Annotated in this window: 16 protein-coding genes; 9 read left to right on the top strand and 7 right to left on the bottom strand. The window is 42.9% G+C overall.

Features of this window, described 5'->3' with window-relative positions; genetic code table 11:
* Nucleotides 1-11: 11 nt before the first annotated feature.
* Both NH399_RS24340 and epmB read right to left on the bottom strand, forming a co-directional pair.
* Entirely contained in the window at nt 12-1,862 is a 1,851-nt protein-coding gene (locus NH399_RS24340; protein ID WP_253043985.1) for a hypothetical protein, read from the bottom strand.
* A 267-nt stretch (nt 1,863-2,129) separates the two neighbouring features.
* Complete coding sequence (gene epmB / locus NH399_RS24345; protein ID WP_253043987.1) at nt 2,130-3,146, bottom strand: EF-P beta-lysylation protein EpmB; 1,017 nt, start codon at nt 3,144-3,146, stop codon at nt 2,130-2,132.
* A gap of 43 nt (nt 3,147-3,189) precedes the next feature.
* Here epmB and efp point away from each other — a divergent pair, with 43 nt between their 5' ends.
* Nucleotides 3,190-3,759 (top strand): elongation factor P, encoded by a 570-nt coding sequence (efp, locus tag NH399_RS24350; protein WP_253043989.1) that lies wholly within the window; start codon nt 3,190-3,192, stop codon nt 3,757-3,759.
* A 117-nt stretch (nt 3,760-3,876) separates the two neighbouring features.
* Nucleotides 3,877-4,809 carry an EF-P lysine aminoacylase EpmA gene (epmA, locus tag NH399_RS24355; RefSeq protein ID WP_253043991.1) on the top strand — a complete coding sequence of 311 codons (933 nt, stop codon included), beginning with the start codon at nt 3,877-3,879 and terminating at the stop codon, nt 4,807-4,809.
* A 1-nt stretch (nt 4,810) separates the two neighbouring features.
* Here the strand turns inward: epmA and asd are convergent, their stop codons facing one another.
* Nucleotides 4,811-5,668 (bottom strand): archaetidylserine decarboxylase, encoded by an 858-nt coding sequence (gene asd, locus NH399_RS24360; protein WP_253043993.1) that lies wholly within the window; start codon nt 5,666-5,668, stop codon nt 4,811-4,813.
* Nucleotides 5,669-5,878: 210 nt separating this feature from the next.
* Between asd and motA the strand changes: the two genes are divergently transcribed.
* From motA to NH399_RS24385, 5 genes are all read left to right on the top strand, one after another.
* On the top strand, nt 5,879-6,730 hold the full coding sequence (gene motA / locus NH399_RS24365) for a flagellar motor stator protein MotA (protein ID WP_253043995.1): 852 nt from the start codon (nt 5,879-5,881) through the stop codon (nt 6,728-6,730).
* Between the two features lie 8 nt (nt 6,731-6,738).
* Complete coding sequence (motB, locus tag NH399_RS24370; protein ID WP_253043997.1) at nt 6,739-7,614, top strand: flagellar motor protein MotB; 876 nt, start codon at nt 6,739-6,741, stop codon at nt 7,612-7,614.
* Between the two features lie 82 nt (nt 7,615-7,696).
* On the top strand, nt 7,697-8,275 hold the full coding sequence (locus NH399_RS24375; RefSeq protein WP_253043999.1) for an MOSC domain-containing protein: 579 nt from the start codon (nt 7,697-7,699) through the stop codon (nt 8,273-8,275).
* 10 nt (nt 8,276-8,285) lie between these two features.
* Nucleotides 8,286-8,831 (top strand): DUF924 family protein, encoded by a 546-nt coding sequence (locus tag NH399_RS24380; protein WP_253044001.1) that lies wholly within the window; start codon nt 8,286-8,288, stop codon nt 8,829-8,831.
* Between the two features lie 278 nt (nt 8,832-9,109).
* The gene (locus tag NH399_RS24385; RefSeq protein WP_253044002.1) at nt 9,110-11,008 is read left to right on the top strand and encodes a PhoX family phosphatase; all 1,899 of its coding nucleotides are present in this window, start codon (nt 9,110-9,112) and stop codon (nt 11,006-11,008) included.
* 77 nt (nt 11,009-11,085) lie between these two features.
* Here the strand turns inward: NH399_RS24385 and NH399_RS24390 are convergent, their stop codons facing one another.
* The 3 genes from NH399_RS24390 to NH399_RS24400 all read right to left on the bottom strand — a co-directional run bounded on the left by NH399_RS24390 (nt 11,086) and on the right by NH399_RS24400 (nt 13,346).
* Complete coding sequence (locus NH399_RS24390) at nt 11,086-12,096, bottom strand: IS30 family transposase (protein ID WP_253044005.1); 1,011 nt, start codon at nt 12,094-12,096, stop codon at nt 11,086-11,088.
* A gap of 87 nt (nt 12,097-12,183) precedes the next feature.
* Nucleotides 12,184-13,143, bottom strand: a complete 960-nt coding sequence (locus tag NH399_RS24395) for a hypothetical protein (protein WP_253044007.1) — start codon at nt 13,141-13,143, stop codon at nt 12,184-12,186.
* 17 nt (nt 13,144-13,160) lie between these two features.
* A complete protein-coding gene (locus NH399_RS24400) occupies nt 13,161-13,346 on the bottom strand; it encodes a hypothetical protein (protein ID WP_253044008.1) in 186 nt (61 codons plus the stop codon).
* A 565-nt stretch (nt 13,347-13,911) separates the two neighbouring features.
* On the opposite strand from NH399_RS24400, the gene NH399_RS24405 reads away from it, so the two are divergent.
* Both NH399_RS24405 and NH399_RS24410 read left to right on the top strand, forming a co-directional pair.
* Nucleotides 13,912-14,766, top strand: a complete 855-nt coding sequence (locus NH399_RS24405) for a hypothetical protein (RefSeq protein WP_253044009.1) — start codon at nt 13,912-13,914, stop codon at nt 14,764-14,766.
* 263 nt (nt 14,767-15,029) lie between these two features.
* On the top strand, nt 15,030-17,333 hold the full coding sequence (locus NH399_RS24410) for a jacalin-like lectin (protein WP_253044010.1): 2,304 nt from the start codon (nt 15,030-15,032) through the stop codon (nt 17,331-17,333).
* Between the two features lie 72 nt (nt 17,334-17,405).
* Here the strand turns inward: NH399_RS24410 and NH399_RS24415 are convergent, their stop codons facing one another.
* The gene (locus tag NH399_RS24415) at nt 17,406-19,805 is read right to left on the bottom strand and encodes a TonB-dependent receptor (protein ID WP_253044011.1); all 2,400 of its coding nucleotides are present in this window, start codon (nt 19,803-19,805) and stop codon (nt 17,406-17,408) included.
* Between the last annotated feature and the right edge of the window lie 316 nt (nt 19,806-20,121).

A 20,121-nucleotide genomic window follows, 5' to 3' on the forward strand; every position in this document is an offset into this window, starting at 1 on the left:
ATAAGTTCCAATCAAATAAGATCCCAAACAGTATCAAAGTCATCATTGCGTTTTCCAGGATCATCCCCTGGAGATGCTTGGTCGTAACTGGATTTTACGACTTCTCGCTCAAAGTAAAACTGGCGGAATCCTTGAGATGAAGAGACAAGCTTAGTCAGACGCGCTTCAAACGCTTCTTCACCATCGTAAACCTTCACTTTTTGATTCGTAGTGTAGGTGGATGGGCTGGTTAGAATGGTCGCTGGTTGTCCAATGCCTTTGAGCTCAGGAAGCAACAATGCATCCTGATACTCTTTGCGAGTAGAGTGAGCGTTAGGAGTCTGCGAGCGAATAGGCTTGGCACCTGGAGCAATCAGTTGGATGCCAATTTGTAATCCTGGGTTCTCGGCCTTGCGTTTAATCCAACGTATCACACCAATGTTCCAGTTTTCTTGGCCATTGTCTTCAACTTCAAGTAACCCAATGATTTCACCGGTCTGTGTTTGATTAGGGTATTTTCCATTGAGGTGCAGGCAATATCCCCCTGGGCTTATGTTAACAATTTCGGCATCCATTAAATGATGAGCCGGTTTGTTAATATGAGCAGACAGGTTTTCTTTGCCAAAGGAGTGAGCATAGTCGATTTCGTTATTGACCGGCATCGCTTGGCGCGGGCGATACAGCTTAGCCCAGATATCGGCATCGTTGCTTGTTGGTTGGGCGACACTGGAATTTCCGAAGCTTTGCAGTGTGGATAGGTTTTGCTCGTCGTCTAACAATGTGGCGTGACGTAAGCTGCCTTCAAGATGCTCCAGTGTCTCAGGAGAATCTGCCAGGTTGCCATCTTCGGGGGAGCTGAGAAATTGATGTGTGGCTGATAATCCAATGCTTACATGCAAGAAGCCTTCGCAAGGTGTTCGAGCAAAGTTTCGTGATGAAAGATGGGCCCAACTTTTTAACAGATGACGGATCAGGCGCAAAGATAGGCCACCAATCGCTACTTCTTGATTTTTTTGTCGGCGCTGCTTCAGTTCCATTTGCAGTTGTAAAACCACATTATCAAGATTAAAGCTGTAGGTATTCTGGCTCGGTCTTACTTTTGCGAGCGCCTGATGGACCGGAGCTTTCGATTCGTTCAGGTCGATGACGTAACGATTGTCAAAACGGCTGGAATTCTCTAGCTTGCAGTGTTCTACGTACTTTTGCAGACCTTTAAAGACGACTTCTATTTCTTGCTGTCTTAGCTGATAGGGGCTGGCAATAGATAGTAGGCTGATTTTGATAAAGACATCCTGGATAGAATGCTCGGTTTGAAAACCCTCGAAGTGACAGCTTTTCTCATGCAGTTTTTGCTCAACAGCAAAGCGATAAATGGTATTGATTTCTTGCCAGATTCGGGCGGGCACAGTGGTATAAATTTGATAACAACGCACTACCGTTAAAGAAAGGTACTCCAACGCTAGAAAAATAGAGGTTTGCAGTAGTTTTTTTCCTAAAATACTGGGTGATTCGGCTTCATGCTCGATGATCGTTTTAAAGCCAATCGCTAGCTCTGTATGCAAAGCTTGAACCAGTGCCGCGATTTTTTTCTGTTTATCTGTCAGACTGAGTGTATGTCCAGTGAAATGGCGAGACAGCGATTTGAGTACATTTTGGGCAATTGAGTGCAACTGCATCAAAATTTTTAAGCGGTCATCGTCACTTAGAGAAGATTTATTGCAATCAAGCAGCATCTGGTAGAGGCGTCTAGAGCTATCGCTCACATTCGCTACCGGAAGATTGGTCACCCACCGCGCTACATGACGCGGCGTGACTTTCGGAACCTGTGTCGGCGTGATGCCTTCGGGTTCTCGAATACTTAAGCCCAGTTTTCCCTGTATCATAACTGCATCAACTTTCCCTGAAGTGAAGTTTTAAACATATAACTATAGCTCATTCTAGCTGCAAACTGCATATATTACAGCCCCTCCACGTCAAAGTAATCTCAAAAAGAAATTATATATATAACTATAACGAATAGTTCAAAATTGTCTAAATGTCACGCACCTTTCGTTAAATTCAGAATATCGCAATGTTCGTAAATGCCTAACCTAATCAATAAATAAAATAGGTCGAATTTTGAACTCTATATCGATACAAGGGGTTGAATTTTAGACAAAAGGTGTTTTTGACGCTTCTCCGGCTATTTCTCTAACGAGCTTAGGGACAAGAAAGCCTGGCAATTGAGCTAACATTTCCTGATACAGCTGCTGGGCTTTAGGTTCAGATACTTCGAAGTGATGAACTCCGGTGACTTTGTCTAAAAGATGCAGGTAGTAGGGCTGGATGTGGGCATCAAAGAGTTTTTCACTGAGCTCTGCCAATATCACTACGTCATCATTAATATCTTTGAGAAGGACACTCTGGTTGTATAACCTGATCCCTGCTTGATGGCACTGAGCCGCTGCGCGAATCAATGCATCATCGATTTCGTTTGGATGATTGATGTGCAACACCATAAGCCAGGTGAAAGGACTGTTTGCGGCCAACGCCGTGAGCGATTGAGTGATTCGTTGAGGAATAACCACGGGTAGTCGGGTGTGGATTCTTAGGCGCTTGATATGGTTAAACTGGCTCAATCCTTCGACTAATTCTGCCAGTTGGCTGTCACTAGTAAGTAAGGGCTCACCACCACTCAAGATAACTTCATTGATATGAGGGTTTGATGCAATATAGTCAAACCACTGCTGCCAGGTTTTTTGGCCGTAGCTTTGTTCATCATAGGGAAAGTGGCGTCGAAAACAGTAGCGACAGTTAATGGCACAGGAAGCTGCGGTGATTGTAAGTACTCGCTTACCATACTTATGAAGTAAGCCTGGTACTGGGTTACTGTGTTTTTCGGCTAAGGGATCAAAGGTAAAACCAGGTTGCTGATGATACTCTTCGGGGTGAGGCCACACCTGTAATAACAAAGGATCTTTGGGGTTGCCTTTTTCCATCCGTTCTACAAAAGGCAGTGGCACTCTGAGCTTGAACAATTCTGTCGCTTTGCCATCACCCATTTGTTCGGCGGTTAAATTGAGGCGCTCCAATAGCTCAGCAGGCTTACTAATTGAGCTAGAGAGTAATTTTTTCCAGTCAGGATTGTGCCAATTTGTGCCAGAAACAGGTATCATTGCGGCTTTCATGTTTTGTAATACCAATTGATATCGACAGAGTTCGAGGATTGAAATGGCATCATATAGTACCAATGAATTCCGTAATGGCCTAAAGATAATGCAGGACGGTGAGCCTTGCGTAATTTTAGAGAACGAGTTTGTGCGTCCAGGAAAAGGACAGGCGTTTGCTCGAGCACGCGTCCAATATTTGTTATCTGGCCGTATCGTTGAAAAAACCTTCAAGTCTAATGAATCAGTTGAAGGTGCTGATATCATGGATCAGGACATGGAGTATCTCTATGCCGATGGTGAATTCTGGCACTTTATGGATCCAACCTCCTACGAGCAGGTTGCTGCTGATGCGAAAGCCGTTGGTGACAATGCTAAATGGTTGACTGAACAAGATACTTGCCTGGTCACTTTATGGAATGGCTCTCCGATTATTGTGACACCACCTAACCATGTTGTTTTGGAAGTGGTGGATACTGATCCGGGCCTGAAAGGTGATACCTCCGGTGGCGGTGGAAAACCTGCGACTATGAACACTGGTGCAGTTGTTCGTGTTCCTTTATTCGTTCAGATTGGCGACAAGCTTAAAGTGGATACTCGTACTGGCGAGTATGTTTCTCGAGCCAACGGCTAACCTGATTTTGCCAGAAGGGCCGACTGCGCTTCTGGCTTTCTGTTCTGATTAAGTAACATTGAGCCTTTGTCCCACTTAGGCTAAGTTTGACTCTACATTCTTCGATACTATTTTCTTATGTCCTGGCATCCTTCTGCATCTATTGAAACCTTGGCGTTGCGAGCTCAGCTTATGCGCACCATTCGTGAGTTCTTTTATCAGCGAGACGTTTTAGAGGTGGATACGCCTGCGCTTATGTCGTGTAGCGTGACCGATCCCTATATGGATGCGCTAAGTTTGGCTGTCTGTGGGCAGCAAGCCTATTTGCAAACATCGCCAGAGTACGCGATGAAGCGCCTTCTGGCTGCTGGAAGTGGTGATATATATCAATTGAGCAAAGCTTATCGCAGTGACGAGCGGGGGCAAAAACATCAGCCTGAATTTGCCTTGTTAGAATGGTATCGAACAGATTGGGACCATCACCAATTGATGGATGAAGTGTACGAGCTGGTGAGTTTGGCTACAGGCATTAAGACGCGGGATTCCCTGTCTTATAGAGAAGCATTTCAGCATTACTTATCGATAGATATTGAGTCCATCGATAACGCATCACTACGAGAATTTACTGAGCAAAAACTGGGGCATATTCCACAAGATATGTTCCGTGATGACTATTTATCGCTGTTGTTTGCTACTCAGATAGAGCCCTTGCTGGGACGAGATTCGATTGCCTTTATTTGTGATTTCCCTGCTTCGCAAAGTGCATTGGCACGTCTTTTACCCAGTAACCCCGGTTACGCTGGCCGATTTGAAGTGTATGTTGAAGGTATTGAATTGGCTAATGGCTTTTGGGAATTAACGGATGCTCAAGAACAGCGGGCAAGATTTAATGAAGATAATGCTAAGCGAGTAAAGATGGGCAAACAGACTGTTGATATTGATGAATCTTTTATGGCGGCCTTAGAACAAGGGCTGCCAGAATGTTCTGGCGTAGCCCTGGGATTTGACCGCTTGATGATGCTGGCGCAAAAGCAATGCCACATCAATCATGTGGTTCCTTTTGCGCTCTAACTTATCTTTTTTTGACCAGCGGCTGACCAAGAATCGTCGGTGCTTCTTCGACAATGGATTCATCCCATTCAAAGTCACCTTCGGGCAACAGCAGCACAATGGTTGAGCCCAGTCGGAAGCGTCCCATTTCGTCGCCTTTTTCTAACACAATTTCATCTTCACCATAGTGGGTGGTAACCACTTCTCGTTTAGTTGGTGGCGTCACTATGCCTGACCAGACGGTTTCAACGCTACCGACAATGGTTGCGCCGACAGAAACCATCGCTATTGGGCCAAACTCGGTATCAAACATGGCGACTACCCGTTCGTTTCGCGCAAAAAGGTGAGGAACGGTTCGTGCGGTTAAAGGATTCACGCTAAATAATTTGCCGGGTACGTGGATCATCTGAGTTAATGAACCTCGAACAGGCATGTGAATACGATGATAGTCCTTGGGAGACAGGTAAATCGTACAGAATTGACCGTTTTTATAGAGATTACCTAATGCCTGATCGCCACCAAGCAACTCGGTAGCACTATAGTCGTGACCTTTTGCCTGAAAAATACGACCTTCTTTAATGGGGCCGAACTGACTAACGGCTCCATCCACCGGGCAAGCCATTGTATTGGGTTCATCACAAATCGGACGTACCTCAGGACGAATTGCGCGGGTAAAAAAGTCATTAAACGAATCGTACGCTTCTAGATTTGGCTCTTGAGCCAGAGACATATCAATGCCGTAGTGCTTGGCAAATGCTTTAATGACATTGTGTCGAAAAGGAAAGGTTTTGGAGTCGGCCAGTTTGCCTGCCAGTTGTGATAGCCCATGCTGGGGGATTAAATATTGTGGCAGAGTTTTCAGATGATCAATAAAGCTCATTGTGATCTCAAGCTGCGTATAAATGACGCATTTTACCTTAGCCATATTCAGATGACTATCTTTGGCGATGTAACAAGATAAATCAATGCAAATTCAGGCCTCTTTTTATCGCCAGTTTTTATTTTCGCCTGACATCTCTCATTCATAATCTATAGTTAATTCAGAGGTCTGGAGCATTTTTGCTCAATTTTGAGATGAGGAGAAAACTGGATGCCGGTCATTATTGGGGCAATTATTGTCCTGGGCGCGGTGCTGGGGGGATACGTATTATCCCACGGAGACATTCGGTCTCTTTGGCAACCTTTTGAGTTATTGATCATTGGCGGCGCTGCTTTTGGTGCTTTTGTGATTGCGAATCCGGCCAAAGTATCAATCGAAGCGTTTAAGAAATCTTTTGCCATTATAGGTAAATCTCACTACACCAAAATTGTGTATTTAGAGTTGTTGGCAATGCTGTTTGAGCTGTTTTCGACCATGCGTCGTGAAGGTCTGATCGCCATTGAATCACATATCGATGATCCCAAAAACAGTAAGATCTTTTCGAAGTATCGGTTAATTAATAAAGACGAACATGTCATTGTATTTATCTGCGACTACTTAAGGCTTATGGTGATAGGCGATATGACCGCTTATGAGTTAGAGAATCTCATTGATGCGGAACTAGAAACTCATCACCACGAAAAAATGGCGCCGAGTCACGCGGTGGGAAGCGTAGCCGATGCCTTGCCGGGTTTTGGTATAGTCGCAGCGGTACTAGGGATTGTTATTACCATGCAAGCTTTGGGAGGACCGCCAGAAGAAATTGGTGTGCATGTAGCGGCTGCATTGGTGGGCACTTTCTTGGGGATTTTATTGGCTTATGGGTTTGTGGGACCTGTTTCAACAGCCATGGGACATAGAGCTGAAGAAGAGAGCAAGTTTTATCAATGCATCAAAACATCATTGATTGCTGCCATGAATGGTGTGCCGCCACAGATCGCTGTTGAGTTTGGACGCAAAACTCTTTATTCGGATATTCGTCCTTCTTTTGAAGAGCTAGAAGCGCGTGTGCGTGGGCGCTAAGAACCGTTATGGAAGAGCAACAGGAGAATCAAAAAGCGCCGATTATTGTGCGCAAGGTGATCAAAAAAGGCGATGGTCACCATGGTGGCGCCTGGAAAGTGGCTTTTGCAGATTTTGCAACGGCCATGATGGCATTCTTTTTATTGCTGTGGCTAATGGGCAATACATCGGATGAAGAGAAACAGGCGATATCCGGTTATTTTGTTGATCCTGCTGGCTCAACTTTAACGCCTGGTGCGAACAATATTCCTATCGGCGAAGGCGGTGCCAATCAGGCTGTTATCGAAATGGTGCATCCAGAAGCCGGTGAGCCACCCAAGGAATTGGATGAAAAAGATATTGAACGGCTAGCAGAGGAGCAAGAAGTTAAAAAACTGGAAGCATTAAAAGACACTCTGGAGAACCTTGTCGAAACCAGCAAAGCGTTTGAAGCCTTCAAAGAACAAATTTTGATTGATATCACCCCATCGGGATTGCGGATTCAAATAGTGGATAAAGATAAACGCCCCATGTTTGATAGTGGTAAAGCCGATCTTAAATTTTACTCTCGTTCCATCCTTTATTCTTTAGCCGGTGTACTGAAAAAAGTACCTAATCAGCTAAGTATTACAGGGCACACCGATGCCATTCCGTTTGATGGTCGCGAAGGGTATGGTAACTGGGAGTTATCCTCTGATCGGGCGAATGCCGCTCGCCGTGCGCTTATTCGTGGAGGGATTACCATGGACAAGATTTTTCGGGTAGAAGGATTTGCTGACTCAGCTCTGTTTGACGAAAACAATCCTGAGAATCCGATTAATCGTCGCATTGCTATTATTGTCTTAAAACAAAGCGTTTCTGACTCTATGAAAGAAGAGTTAGGACGGCTTGTTAACAACAAGTAAGGTTCATTTTTCAATCGTGTGTTGACACTCTACTGCCTTTGCTCCTATGTTAGCCTTTCTCTGATATGAAACCGGAAGTGTCATGGATAAAAAAATCTCTGGTCAGCTGCAACAACTTTATGCTTGCTATTCTTCAGATACCTTTGTCACTCAGTCTGTAGATAAAATAGCTTTGGGCTTCGAAGGCATTAAAGACGATAGGCACGCTGGCATGACGCGAAAGTCGGATGCTAGAACTCCTTGGTATACTCGTGGTACAGACATTAAGAATACCCGTCAACTATCATTAGTTAGCACTGAAGAGCTAGAGACCATCGCCCAGAAGATGGAGGTTGAATCCGTAAAAGCGGAATGGCTGGGCGCTAATATGTTGGTGAGCGGCGTATCTGACTTTACCTTGCTACCTATAGGTTCTCGTTTGTTTTTTGATAATGGTGCTGTGATTGTTATCGAGGGTGAAAATCTGCCTTGTATCAATCCGGCTAAAGTGATTGCCGCTTACTATCAAAATAAAGATCTCGAAAAGCGTTTTGCCAAAGCGGCAAAAGAAAAGCGCGGAGTGGTTGCCTGGATAGAAAAAGAAGGAATGGTTCATGCCCCTTCACAGTTTAAAATTATGTTACCTCGTCAGCGACTGTACCCCGGGTTGATGGGGAAATAAGGAAAGTAAAATGACTTTTGATTCGAATGAAATAATTTCGTTTTGGTTTGAAGAGTTAGAACCAAAACAACACTGGATAAAAGATGTGGCTTTTGATCAAATGATTGCAGAGCGATTTGGCAACGTTCATCGAGCGGCATCACAAAGCGAATTGTTTTATTGGCGAGATACGGCACTGGGGCGATTGGCTGAGATCATTGTACTGGATCAGTTCTCTCGCAATATGTATCGAGATCGCCCGGAGTCTTTTGCGTTTGATAGTCTGGCACTTTGTCTGTCACAAGAGGCAGTACGAGCGGGTGTAGCAAAAGATCTGAATGACCAACAACGTTCCTTTTTATATATGCCTTATATGCACAGTGAGTCCCCGGCCATTCACGAAGAAGCGGTAAAGCTCTTTAGTGAAAAAGGCCTTGAGGGAAATTTAGACTTCGAAATGAAACACAAAGTAATCATTGATCGTTTTGGGCGCTACCCCCATAGAAATAAAATATTAGGCCGTGAGTCCACTGCTGAAGAACAGGAGTTTTTAACACAGCCGGGCTCTTCTTTTTAAGTAATTACAGAAACAGCTCCTTAAGTATTAGATAATTTTAATATTGATGAATCATGTTTTAATGTTTCCGTGCCTCTCCTTTCTCAGATTAAAAAAAGTGTGATGAAGTTTTCGGTTATGGATAACCGGCTCTGGTTTTTCAATGGATTGAAATAAAAAGTTAAAACCACCGTCATGATTGAGGCGTAGCGTTTTTATCGACACCTAATAAAAGCTCGTATTCAGGATTGCTGTATCGAATAAACGAGCTCTCTATTTAATTACAATGAGAACTGATTATGTCTACAGATAATAAAAACGCTTTAGATAATGCACAGCTTCATGATGAAATAGAAAATACACCCTCTAATACTTCAGAAAACCGACCATTTTCTTCCGTATTAGAAACAAACATGTCTCGACGCAAAGTAATGGCTGGCAGTTTAACCGTTGCTACAACCGCATTTTTGGCGCCTGGTGCTCATGCTGGCTGGGGTTGGGGAAGACGCAAGCTCGTCGACTTTAAGCCTGTTGCTATCGACGATGTTGTTGATACAACCATGCCTACTATTTCGGATGACTATGAATATGATGTGCTCATTCCTTGGGGAACACCAATAGAGCCCGGGGCAACAAAGGAATACACCGGAGAGCCTGATGCTCGTCCAACTTCTGCACAAGCGGCTCTTCAAACAGGGTTAGGTCATGATGGTATGTGGTTCTTCCCAATGGATTGCCGGAATGCTATCTACTACGGAAGACACTATCGCATGCGTAATGATGTAGGGATGCTGTGCGTCAATCATGAGTATGGTACCAATATTCATGCACTGGGTAAGTCTGGACCAGAAAACCTGGAAGATGTGCGTCTGTCGCAGAATATTCATGGGGTGTCGGTCGTTAAACTGAAACGAACCTTTCGACGTGGATGGAAAGTGGTATCCAGTGCTCATTCTCGCCGTATTACTGTTAATACGCCAGTAACGTTTTCTGGCCCCGCTGCTGATTCTAAATTGCTACAAAACCCCAACGGTAATATTCCATTAGGGACCGTTAATAATTGCGGTTCTGGCGCAACACCTTGGGGCACTTACTTAACTTGTGAAGAAAACTTTAATGGCTACTTTGGTGCAACTAGTGGTTTTGTTGCGACTCAAGAGCAAGATCGTTATGGATTTTCAGAGAATGGATTTGGTTATGGTTGGCACCTTTTTGACAAGCGCTTTGATTTGAGTGATGAAGATTATGTGAATGAGCAAAACCGTTTTGGCTGGATTGTAGAAATTGATCCCTTTGATGGTACGCAAAAGCCCGTTAAGAGAACGGCATTAGGACGCTTTAAGCATGAGGCTATTGCGATAGCCGAGAGTCGTAATGGTCGTATTGCAGCTTACATGGGAGACGACCAGCGTTTCGATTACTGTTACAAGTATGTATCCGATAAATCATGGAAAAGAGCGCTCAGAGATAAGGAAAGTCCTTTGGATAAGGGGAGCCTTTACGTTGCTCGATTTAACGATGATGGTACAGGAGAGTGGCTGGAATTAACGATCGATAATCCACAATTAGCCGCACGATTTAACTCTCAAGCTGAGGTTTTAATTTATGCTCGAGTTGCAGCTGATATATTAGGCGCGACGCCTATGGATCGTCCGGAGTGGACAACCATTGGTAAGCATGGAGAAGTATTCTGGACTTGTACCAACAACAGTAAACGTACAGATACCAATATCGCTAATCCTGAAGCGCCAAATAATGACGGACATATTATCCGAACCAAAGATTCAGATGACCACCTAGGCACTTCATTCACCTGGGATATTTATCTATTAGCTTCTTCTACACGGGGCACCGAAGGTGTCTTTACGGATCCTGATGCTGCCTGGGCTGATCCTTATGGTCGTTTATTTATTGGTACCGACGGCTCGCAGCCTGATGGACTTCAAGATCAACTTGTTGTGTTTGATACTACAAAAGACACCCCGGAACCGAAGCGTCTGTTGGTGGGAGTCAACAGTGACGAAATTACAGGATTTACGGTCACGCCGGATCAAAGAACCGCTTTCGTGAATATCCAACACCCCGGTAATGGGTCTCCTGACGCAACGAATTTCCCTGCACCCTATGATGGCAGAACAATTCCAAGAGATTGTACCTTGGTTATTCGACGCAAAGACGGTGGCATTATTGGCTCCTAAAGGTTGGCAGGAATCATGTTGAACAAGGATGTTCAAATTAAATAAAAGCAGACACTCCGTTTGTGAAAGACCCAGCTTCAAGTTGAAAGTGCACCATTTATTTCATTATAAACTTCGTTTGGAGTTCTGTAATCCAGACATTTACGGGGCCTGGAATTAAGCTGATATTCAATCTTTCTTAAAGCGGTGTCAGTAACCTCTGTAAAGTCAGTTCCTTTAGGTAAGAACCGTCTGATTAAGCTGTTTATTTGTTCGACAGCGCCTTTTTCCCAGCTATGGTATGGCTGACAAAAATAAGAGTCACAATTAAGGCGTCGATTAACCTCTAAATGCTCAGCATTTTCAACACCATTATCATAGGTTATCGACTTAACTAAATGACCAGGATGCTCAGACAATCGCTTTACTATGGCATTCTTTGTTACGAATGCCTTTTTCGAAGTAAGTTTTGTTATATGAGTTAGCCTGGAAACTCGTTCTAATAAAACGTTAATCGCGCACTTCCTGTTTTTAGACTCAATGGAATCACTTTCCCAGTGACCAAACTCTGAGCGGTTGTTAATCGATGGAGAACGCTCAAGAATGCTTGTTTTTAAACTGATTTTTGTGGGATGTTTCCTATAGGGATATTTCTTTCTGCGTCTTTTATGTTTCCTTGGAAGAAACGCTCTAAGCTCTGGAGCTTCTTTATAGATGAACTGATAAATTGACTCATGGCAGATATATCTCAACTCATTTTCCCGCTTTAGCCTTCCAGAAATAATTTCTGGAGACCAACCTAGCTTTAATTTCTCGACGACATAGTTTTGGGTTTTATCACACTTAGTCAGTATCTTCTTTGCCCTATTTTTGAGCATGCTTTTATAGGTTTGATGTGCTGGGTGAGGGTAATAACAATCAACATAATAAAAGTAAGTATGCCTTTTTATTTCTCGACTAATGGTTGAATGTGAACGACTTAATCGCCTTGCTATTTCCCTGATTGACTTCTTCTGGTAGTGAAACCAATCAAATATTCTCTGTCTCTCAAATAGAGATAGATGTGAGTAAATCTTTCCCATTGTGCACCTCCTTGGCATATAAGCCATTAGTATAGGTGGTGCACTTCTATTTTGAAACCAGGTGTGACTTGAGTTAAGTGCTATAGTCGGAGTGTCTGGTGGTTCTGTTTAATTTTATATCTTATTGAAGGCTGTTAGTAAGCTTCCGTTGTTATAGAGCTTCTCATACAAGTTCTTGTCAAATAGATGTGCAGAAGTAATGTTTTTCTCGTAGATGATGACTTCGAAGTCATCAATGTTAATGTGAGAAAACTCTCCTTCATCTTTGCTTGTTTTATCTTTAATAATCTTGTCGTAAGCTGGTTGGTAGTCTGTTGTAAATCTCACCGACATGGTTTTTTCGTCTCTATAACCACTAAGTATGGGTAAGATTCGAATGTATTTGTCTTCGTCATGTGTAGGGCTCATTTTGAGAATATGCCCTGTATATACTTGTCTGGTTTCTAGAGTCACCATAATACAGCAGGATTTTTCCATAGACTTTATTAACATGCTATCGAGTTCTCGTTGCTTGGAAAGTTCCTTGTTTCTCTTTTGAACGACTTTAGTTCCCCAGTCCTTTAAAAATAAAATGGCTTTATTCAGTTCTAAACTGGCTTTGTACAACACCGAAATAGCATTTTCGTTTTTATATCGATCAATGATTGACTCGACGTCTTTTTCTGCTCTGTTAATTAATTTTTCTTCATCTATTTCATGTAGTGCATAGGGAATGTTGGCAGCGTAAGGCAATATCACCCCTATAAGAAAAGCCATCAAACAAATAATCGCGATAGAACCACTGCAAAATAATGACAAGTCACCTTTTGTTTCTCCTGCTCTGACGCTTGATTTCAGGTTGAAGGCGAAGTCATTGGCAAGTTCTATTATGGATAAATATTCTGTAGGAAAGTACAGCCAGATAATGATGTGTATTTCAGCTGCCAAAAGTGACAGAACAATACCATAGCTTGCTGAGCTAAAATAAAGTCGCTGGTCGCTTTGTCTATCTATGAAGTGTTTGATTTTTCTTGTGTTAACGCAATAGATAAAACCACCAAATATTGGCAGTAGAAAAAGAGGTATTAGATTCATCCGTGAAAGCTTATAGGTTAGTTATCGCTGACGACTTCTTCCCTCTCTTCTATGTTTTCACTGTCTTCTCTATGAGTTATTTGATTCAATACATCTTCGGCTGATCGATATCCTACTCCCTGCTCGCCAATACTATAATTTGACAAGCCATCTTTGCTTGCCCTGTTCCTTAAAACTTCTGCAATATCTTCTACATTTGGCATAAAACACTTCCTATAATTTTGCTGGCTAGGTTTTTATTCGCTAAAGGTAAAATGCGTTGATTGCCAAGAGCGGTGGATTCCCATAAACACAGTATACTTTATGGCTGTTTTTTATCAATTGTCAATGAAACTTCAACTAAATCATGGCATTAACTAATCATTTTTCTATGCATTTTAGACGCCAACTAGCGTTAAAAGTTGCAAAAAATAGCCTAAAAAACATAACTGGCGTGTTATATTTTTTGTTTTTTTCCTCTATGAAGTTATCAATTGCATTTGAGAGACTGAAAAGGTGTGTTTTGTAGATATCTAATGGCGATGAGTTATTAGTGAAAAAACAAGGAATTCGCAAAAAGTGAGCTCCTTTTACTCGTTTTTATAATCACACAAAGAAATATGAAAGTTACATTAAGGCGCAAGATATTTGATCTTCTTGAGCTATTGATTAAATAGCAAAAATTACCTATCTACTCTTTATCCTAATTTTCTCCACAATTCACCGTTACAGTTCGCTCCATCTAAATATTTAAAACTTATTGTTGTAATAGACTGGAGCTCTATTGATATGAAAAACCAATTAATTGCCTTATTTGTTATCAGTTCTTTGTTGATATTTAGCACATCTTCATTTGCAGAAGAAGCTACCTTTACCTGGGAGTTCAGAGACGATGGTAAACTACAGTTGCACTACTCCGAATGGGGTGGCAACTGGAACCCTTGGAATTTGAGTGGCGGTGCTTGTTTTGGCTATAAAGGCCGTGGTGATTTTGGTTTAATGGCTTGTGATGATCTTGGTTATAGTTGGACATTAAACAACGGAAAAATGCAGTTTAAATACTACCAATGGGGTGGCAACTGGAATCCATGGTCTTTGAGCGGTGGCGCTTGTTACGATTATCGAGCAGGACAATTGGGCATGACTGCATGTGATTCTGCAGGTAGCGGCTGGGTGCATCATTCAAGCGGCCAACTTGAATGGAAAGAGTCTGATGGCGGTATGTTTGTTTATATTGGAGGTGGAGTCTTTATTCTCGATCCTAGTGTTGCATTAGTTGATACAAGCTTCGATGATCTGGTTTCTGAGTTGAACGAAGCTTTAGAAACGCTAAAGGCTGCTGTTGAGCAAATAGATACTGAGCTTGATGAGTTGAGTGATAGTATTGAAAATATGAATGAAGGCTCAGAAAAAGAGCAAGCAATGGCAACTAGACTGGCACTTTGGAATGAGCAGTTAAGGTTGACACTTAAGGTTAATGATCTCGAACCACTCATTACTAACCTCCTAATGTCCGGCTCAACGGCGGATGAATTGCAAGTACAGCAGCTGATGGAGCAACATTCATTTGTTATGTCATCGGCTACTAATTTGATTAAGAGTATCGCCGATGCTCAGTCTAGCATTGCGACTAATATTCCATAACTGAGTAGTTAACTTGCTACTTGTGAAATCAATGAGGCTCTGCATTTGCTGAGCCTTGTTTTCTTTGCTAATAAACACAAACAGGCGCTTAAAAGCGCCAGTTATTCACTTTATGATAAATGTCTAATTGGTATTAATTCACTAAAAGTCAAAATGCACTTTTCCTGCTAACTCTCTCGACATTTGCTCATTAGAATTCTGCCTATCTGAGTATTGGACTCATATTGAACTAGGTTTAAATTTAAATTGGAGAAGTAAAATTTATGATAAATCATAAATTTAGGACATTGGCAGGACTATTAGTAAGTGCTGCAGGACTATTTACAAATTCTGCCTTTGCGGCGACAGAATTCAATATTGAATGCCATTCGAGTGGAGGAACACCCAGTTTATCGAGTGCACAAACGACTGACACTTTGGGTGTTCGATGGTTTGAGAGTGGTGACCTTGTTCACACAGAAGTTGACTCGGCTAACTTGATTTCTGATTGCACTAATAACAGCGGTTATACTTATCAGTCGACTGAGAGTCGTTTAACTAACTCTAGCAATGTATCTGTGAAACTTTATGCAAGTAACGATGATGCTCTTTGGATTAACAAAGCGTCGTTATTGAAGTCAGGGTCTACAGTATTAAACTGGGGCAACTCCGATTCAGAAGGTTGGTGTTTATCTCGTGATGCTGCAGGCTTTGAAGCAGCGTGGCAAGGTTATGTGATTGACTCTAAATGTTATACCTGTCTGGAGTTTGATGCCTCTGGTAATGTTTCTGCATGTACCGAAGTGGAAGACGCAATTAATAACATTGGCCAAAAGAAAGCAGCGGTTACTCAAGTATATGTCAGTTATCTGCAACTGATTCAACAGGCACAGCAATACAATGCTATGGCTGACACTTATAGTTCTAACTTCTTCTTGAAAGCGTTTGCTGCGCAATTAAGAAATATTGCGAATACGTTGAATGCACAGGCAGCGGCTTTGTTAGCCAGTTCAACTGCTGATGAAGAGCATCAAGCAGCATTGGATGCGTTAGAAAACTTACTGCCTTTTAGTGCTTTAGTGAGTAAAACTTACGGAAGCATTGTGGGTAGTGCCAGCGGGACTGGTTTTGCAGATATCCCTAATGATGCCAGCGTGATTTCTAAAATCAAGGTTCGCAGTGGCCCTTGGATTGACGCCATTCAAATGACTCATCGACTTTCTACGGAAGCAGCTCAATCTTATTCTCAACACGGCGGAAATGGCGGTGGAGTCAGTGAGTTTGTATTAGGTGATGATGAATACATTACTAAGATCACTGGAGAGTATGGTGACTATATTGGCAGTATCACTTTCCATACTAACAAGCGTGTGAGTCCTACCTATGGTCTAGCAAGCTCGAATGGTAGTGGTTCTACTTATGAGCTATCAGCGCCAGAAGGATATGAGATTACTGGCTTCCAAGGTCGTGCAGATAATTACTTAAGAGCGATAGGCCTTGTGATTCGCAGTTTGGAAGTTCGCGACTTATATAATTTTAATAGTTCAGGCGGTAATAGTGGCGGCAGTTCAGGAGGCAGCAACCTGACTGCATGTGCTTTGTCTGATATCAATGAGCCAGCAGAAGTTCATGGCGCTATTTATGGTGGCAGTGGTGGAAACAGCTTTACTGATGCGCCGACGGCAACGAGCCAAATTAGCAAGCTATCTTTCCGTGGCGGTTGGTGGTTAGATGGTATGCAAGTAACACGTAAACTAGAAAATGGTGCTACTCAATCATCTACAGCTATTGGTGGTAACGGTGGTGCTCCGATGGAAATGAGCTTGAGCGCAGATGAATACATCACCAAAGTTGAAGGTACCTATGGCGATTTTGTTGGGCAGCTAGTGATTTATACCAATAAAGGTCGTAAGCAATCTTTTGGTTCTGGACTCGGCAACGGTGCTGGAAACAGCTTTGTGTTGACTGCTCCTGATAGTATGGCTATTACTGGATTCCGTGGTCGTTCTGATGGACACTATTTAAATGCGATTGGCATTCTGGTTCAGCCTGTGAAAGCTAACTGTGTTGATAATAGCGGTGGCTCAAATGGTGGTTCGGGCGGTTCGAGTGGTGGTTCCGGTGGCGGTTCTACCAATACAAATTCAGCGATTGTCATGGACGCCATTTATGGTGGCAACGGTGGAACTGCATTCTCTGATCTGTCGCTAGTGAATGAGCCTACGACTATCAAGAGTATTAAGGTTCGATCTGGCTGGTGGGTTGATTCTCTGCAGATGACTATTACCCGAGAAGATGGTTCTACTCAAACTTCTGCTCGACATGGCGGTAGTGGAGGAGCGCAAGGCGAATTTGTTCTTCAGCCTGGTGAGTATATTAAGAAAATCACGGGATCTTATGGTAGCGTTATTGGAAGTATCACTATCCACACTAATATGCGTGTTAGCCCTGCTTATGGTTTAGGGCAAGCACAGGGCGCTGGGATGACCTATGAATTAGCAGCTCCTGAGGGTTATGAAATCGTTGGTTTTCATGGCCGAGCAAATGGAGTACTAGATGCTCTGGGTATTATTGTTCGTGAGCGATAAGCTAAAATAAAAAAGGTTCAGCAGATGCTGAACCTTTTTTTACGTCTTCTAATATGCAATCGAAAAGTTTATCTAGAAATACCAACGGAAATCCAAACCATAAGTCGCAGGCTCTGCTCTCACCGTGACAGGACTACCCACCGCACTGCCTTGACCACCAATGCTGTATAAGTATTCTTCATCGGTTATATTGGCACCCCACAAAGAGATTTCCCAATCTGCATCAGCGGGCCGATAAGTAAAGCGAGTATTGATTAACTCGTAGCTTTCTATTTTTTGTGACGCATCGGCACCTGACTGATCCACTCTGTCACCTGTGTAGGTGTAGTTGATTCGCCAATCTAAACTGCCAGAATCTCCAATATCAAACGTCGTGTGCGCTTGAAGGTTAAATTTATCTTCGGGCATGGATGATAAGGGTTCACCCGTTAAGTCATCCGCTGCTGTTTCTCCTGGAAACAACTGATAGTCGGTATACTCAGTTTTAATGTGCCCGTAGTTGGCAGATAAGCGGAAGTTATCGGTAACAGACCAATCGATCTCAACTTCGAGTCCATCACCTTTGGCATCAGCATTACCAACGTTATAAGTTGGGATAGAACCCGATGGGCCAGACAGTTTCAAAATTTGCAAATCGTCATAGTCGTAACGGAACACCGAGAAGTTAAAGCGCAAACGATTATCTAACCAGTCGGATTTGTAACCTAGCTCATAGTTAAAAATATTCTCTTGTTCAAAAGCGGGATCAACACCGAGACTGTTAAATCCACCAGCCTTAAATCCTTTAGCCGCACTAAAGTAAAACATGGAGTTGTCGTTAGGTTTATAGTCGAGTACGACGCGAGGTGTCCAGTCTGTCCAGCTGTCTCTTTGTTTGTAGTTATTGAACTGATCAAAAAAGATAAAACCAAAAGGTTCTGGTGGTACACCATCTATGGGGATGATGACCTCGTTGCGCCATTGTGAGTCGATAGTAAAGACTTTTCTGTCATGACTATAACGTAAACCGGCAGTTAGGTTCAGGTTATCGGTAATGGCGTAATTCATATCAAAGAAAAACGCGATGCCAGAAAAGCTGCCGTCGTTTTCGGTCACTTCGCGCCATGGGCGATTCAAGTTTGCTTGAGTCGTCATCGCCAAAATTTGATCGGTAGTTAATCCTGTTAATTGTGATAAAAGAGCAAACTGTTGAGCGAACCCTTGAGCCAGGAATCCTGATATGCCCGTGCCCAAGGGGACCGCCGGAATCAATTCCGCAGGAATACCTCCATCAATTAAAAAGAAGGTGTCGAGTGTATTTGTCGAAATATCAACAACGTGTTTCTGCTTTACGTTTTCCCAAAAGAAATTGCTGCCCAGTGTCCACTGTACATTGCTGTCATTATCAGAGGTTAAACGAAACTCCTGACTGAACTGTGTTTGTTCTTCTTGATTGGTTGTGGCAAAGAAAAAGCGATTATTGGCGCTGCCGTCTTCTTCTTCAAAGTTGACACTTTCAAAAGAACGTAATGATGTTAAGGAGGTAAAGATAACACCACCACGATCAAGATTGACTTCAACCGATGTTCCCCAGGCTTCACGAGTTTCCATAGTGTCTATATCGGATTCATAGTCACCAAAAGGATTTGCTGGTGCGATGGTTGCGTTGGTACTTGCGGCAGGGCGAGCATCCTGATCAACATTATCATAATCAAAACGCCAAACGACTTCGTTGTCGTTACCCAGATCCCAGAGTACCGCACCCTTGGCAGCGTAGTTGTCTTGATAGCCTATGTCTTCGCCGGTGATGGCATTGTTAATATATCCATCGCGTTGATTGGCAAAAACACTGCCGCGAAAATAAACGTCTTCGCCCAAAGCTCGATTAAAACCTGCTTCGATACGCCGTTTGTTGTAGTTGCCCAGTGTAACGAGTGCATGACCTTCGGATTCTTTCGATGGCTTTTTGGTGATGACCTGTATTGCACCTGCTGCGGCATTGCGTCCAAATAAAGTACCTTGTGGGCCTTTGAGAATCTCGATTCGTTCTATATCGTTAAAGTCCAGTTGCGCTGCGCCACTACGACCTACATACACACCGTCTATATAAACGGCAACCGCGGGATCAGAGCCGATACCAAAATCGTTAGTCGATATGCCGCGAATGGTGTAATTAGGTTGGGTTAGGCTGGCGTTGTTGGTTTCTAGACCTGGAGCAAAGCGGCCTAAGTCATTAATGTTGATTGCACCCAGCTCGCGCATTTCCCCTTCAAAGTAAACGCTCAAAGGAATTGGAACATCTTGTGGGTTCTGTTCGCGACGCTGCGCGGTGACCACTACTTTGGTGTATTCAGAGTCATCGGCTTTCTTGTCTTTGTCGTCTTCAGCGCTATAACCATAGGTAGAGAAGATGGCTGCGGTGACTGCTGAGCAGAGGAGTTTCAATGTGGGAAGCGAGGTTTTGTTATTATCCCTGAATGATGCTGCTTTCATTAGGTTTTGCTCCAAGTTATTGTTATGAGCACTTTTAATGTCGGCAACACTAAGCGGTATCTTATACGCCTCTGTTTGCAACCCCTACAGAAACACCATGAAACTGTGCTTAATTTGCCTTATTAAAAGTGTTTTATTTTTTTCTGGCACAAACCAACTGTGAAGAGTTAGTTATCCACTTTAAGCTTAAATGGTACAATTGTACTAATTAAGTATCACATTCTGCGCAGCGAAACAAACTTAGCTGTATTGCACTGCGCCATGCTCAAGTGTTGATTTTTGTTCTATTTGGTACTAACGTACCATTTTTGCCGCT

The organism is Pleionea sp. CnH1-48 (assembly GCF_024124665.1).
In the GTDB taxonomy this organism is placed as follows: Bacteria; Pseudomonadota; Gammaproteobacteria; order Enterobacterales; family Kangiellaceae; genus JAMXSB01.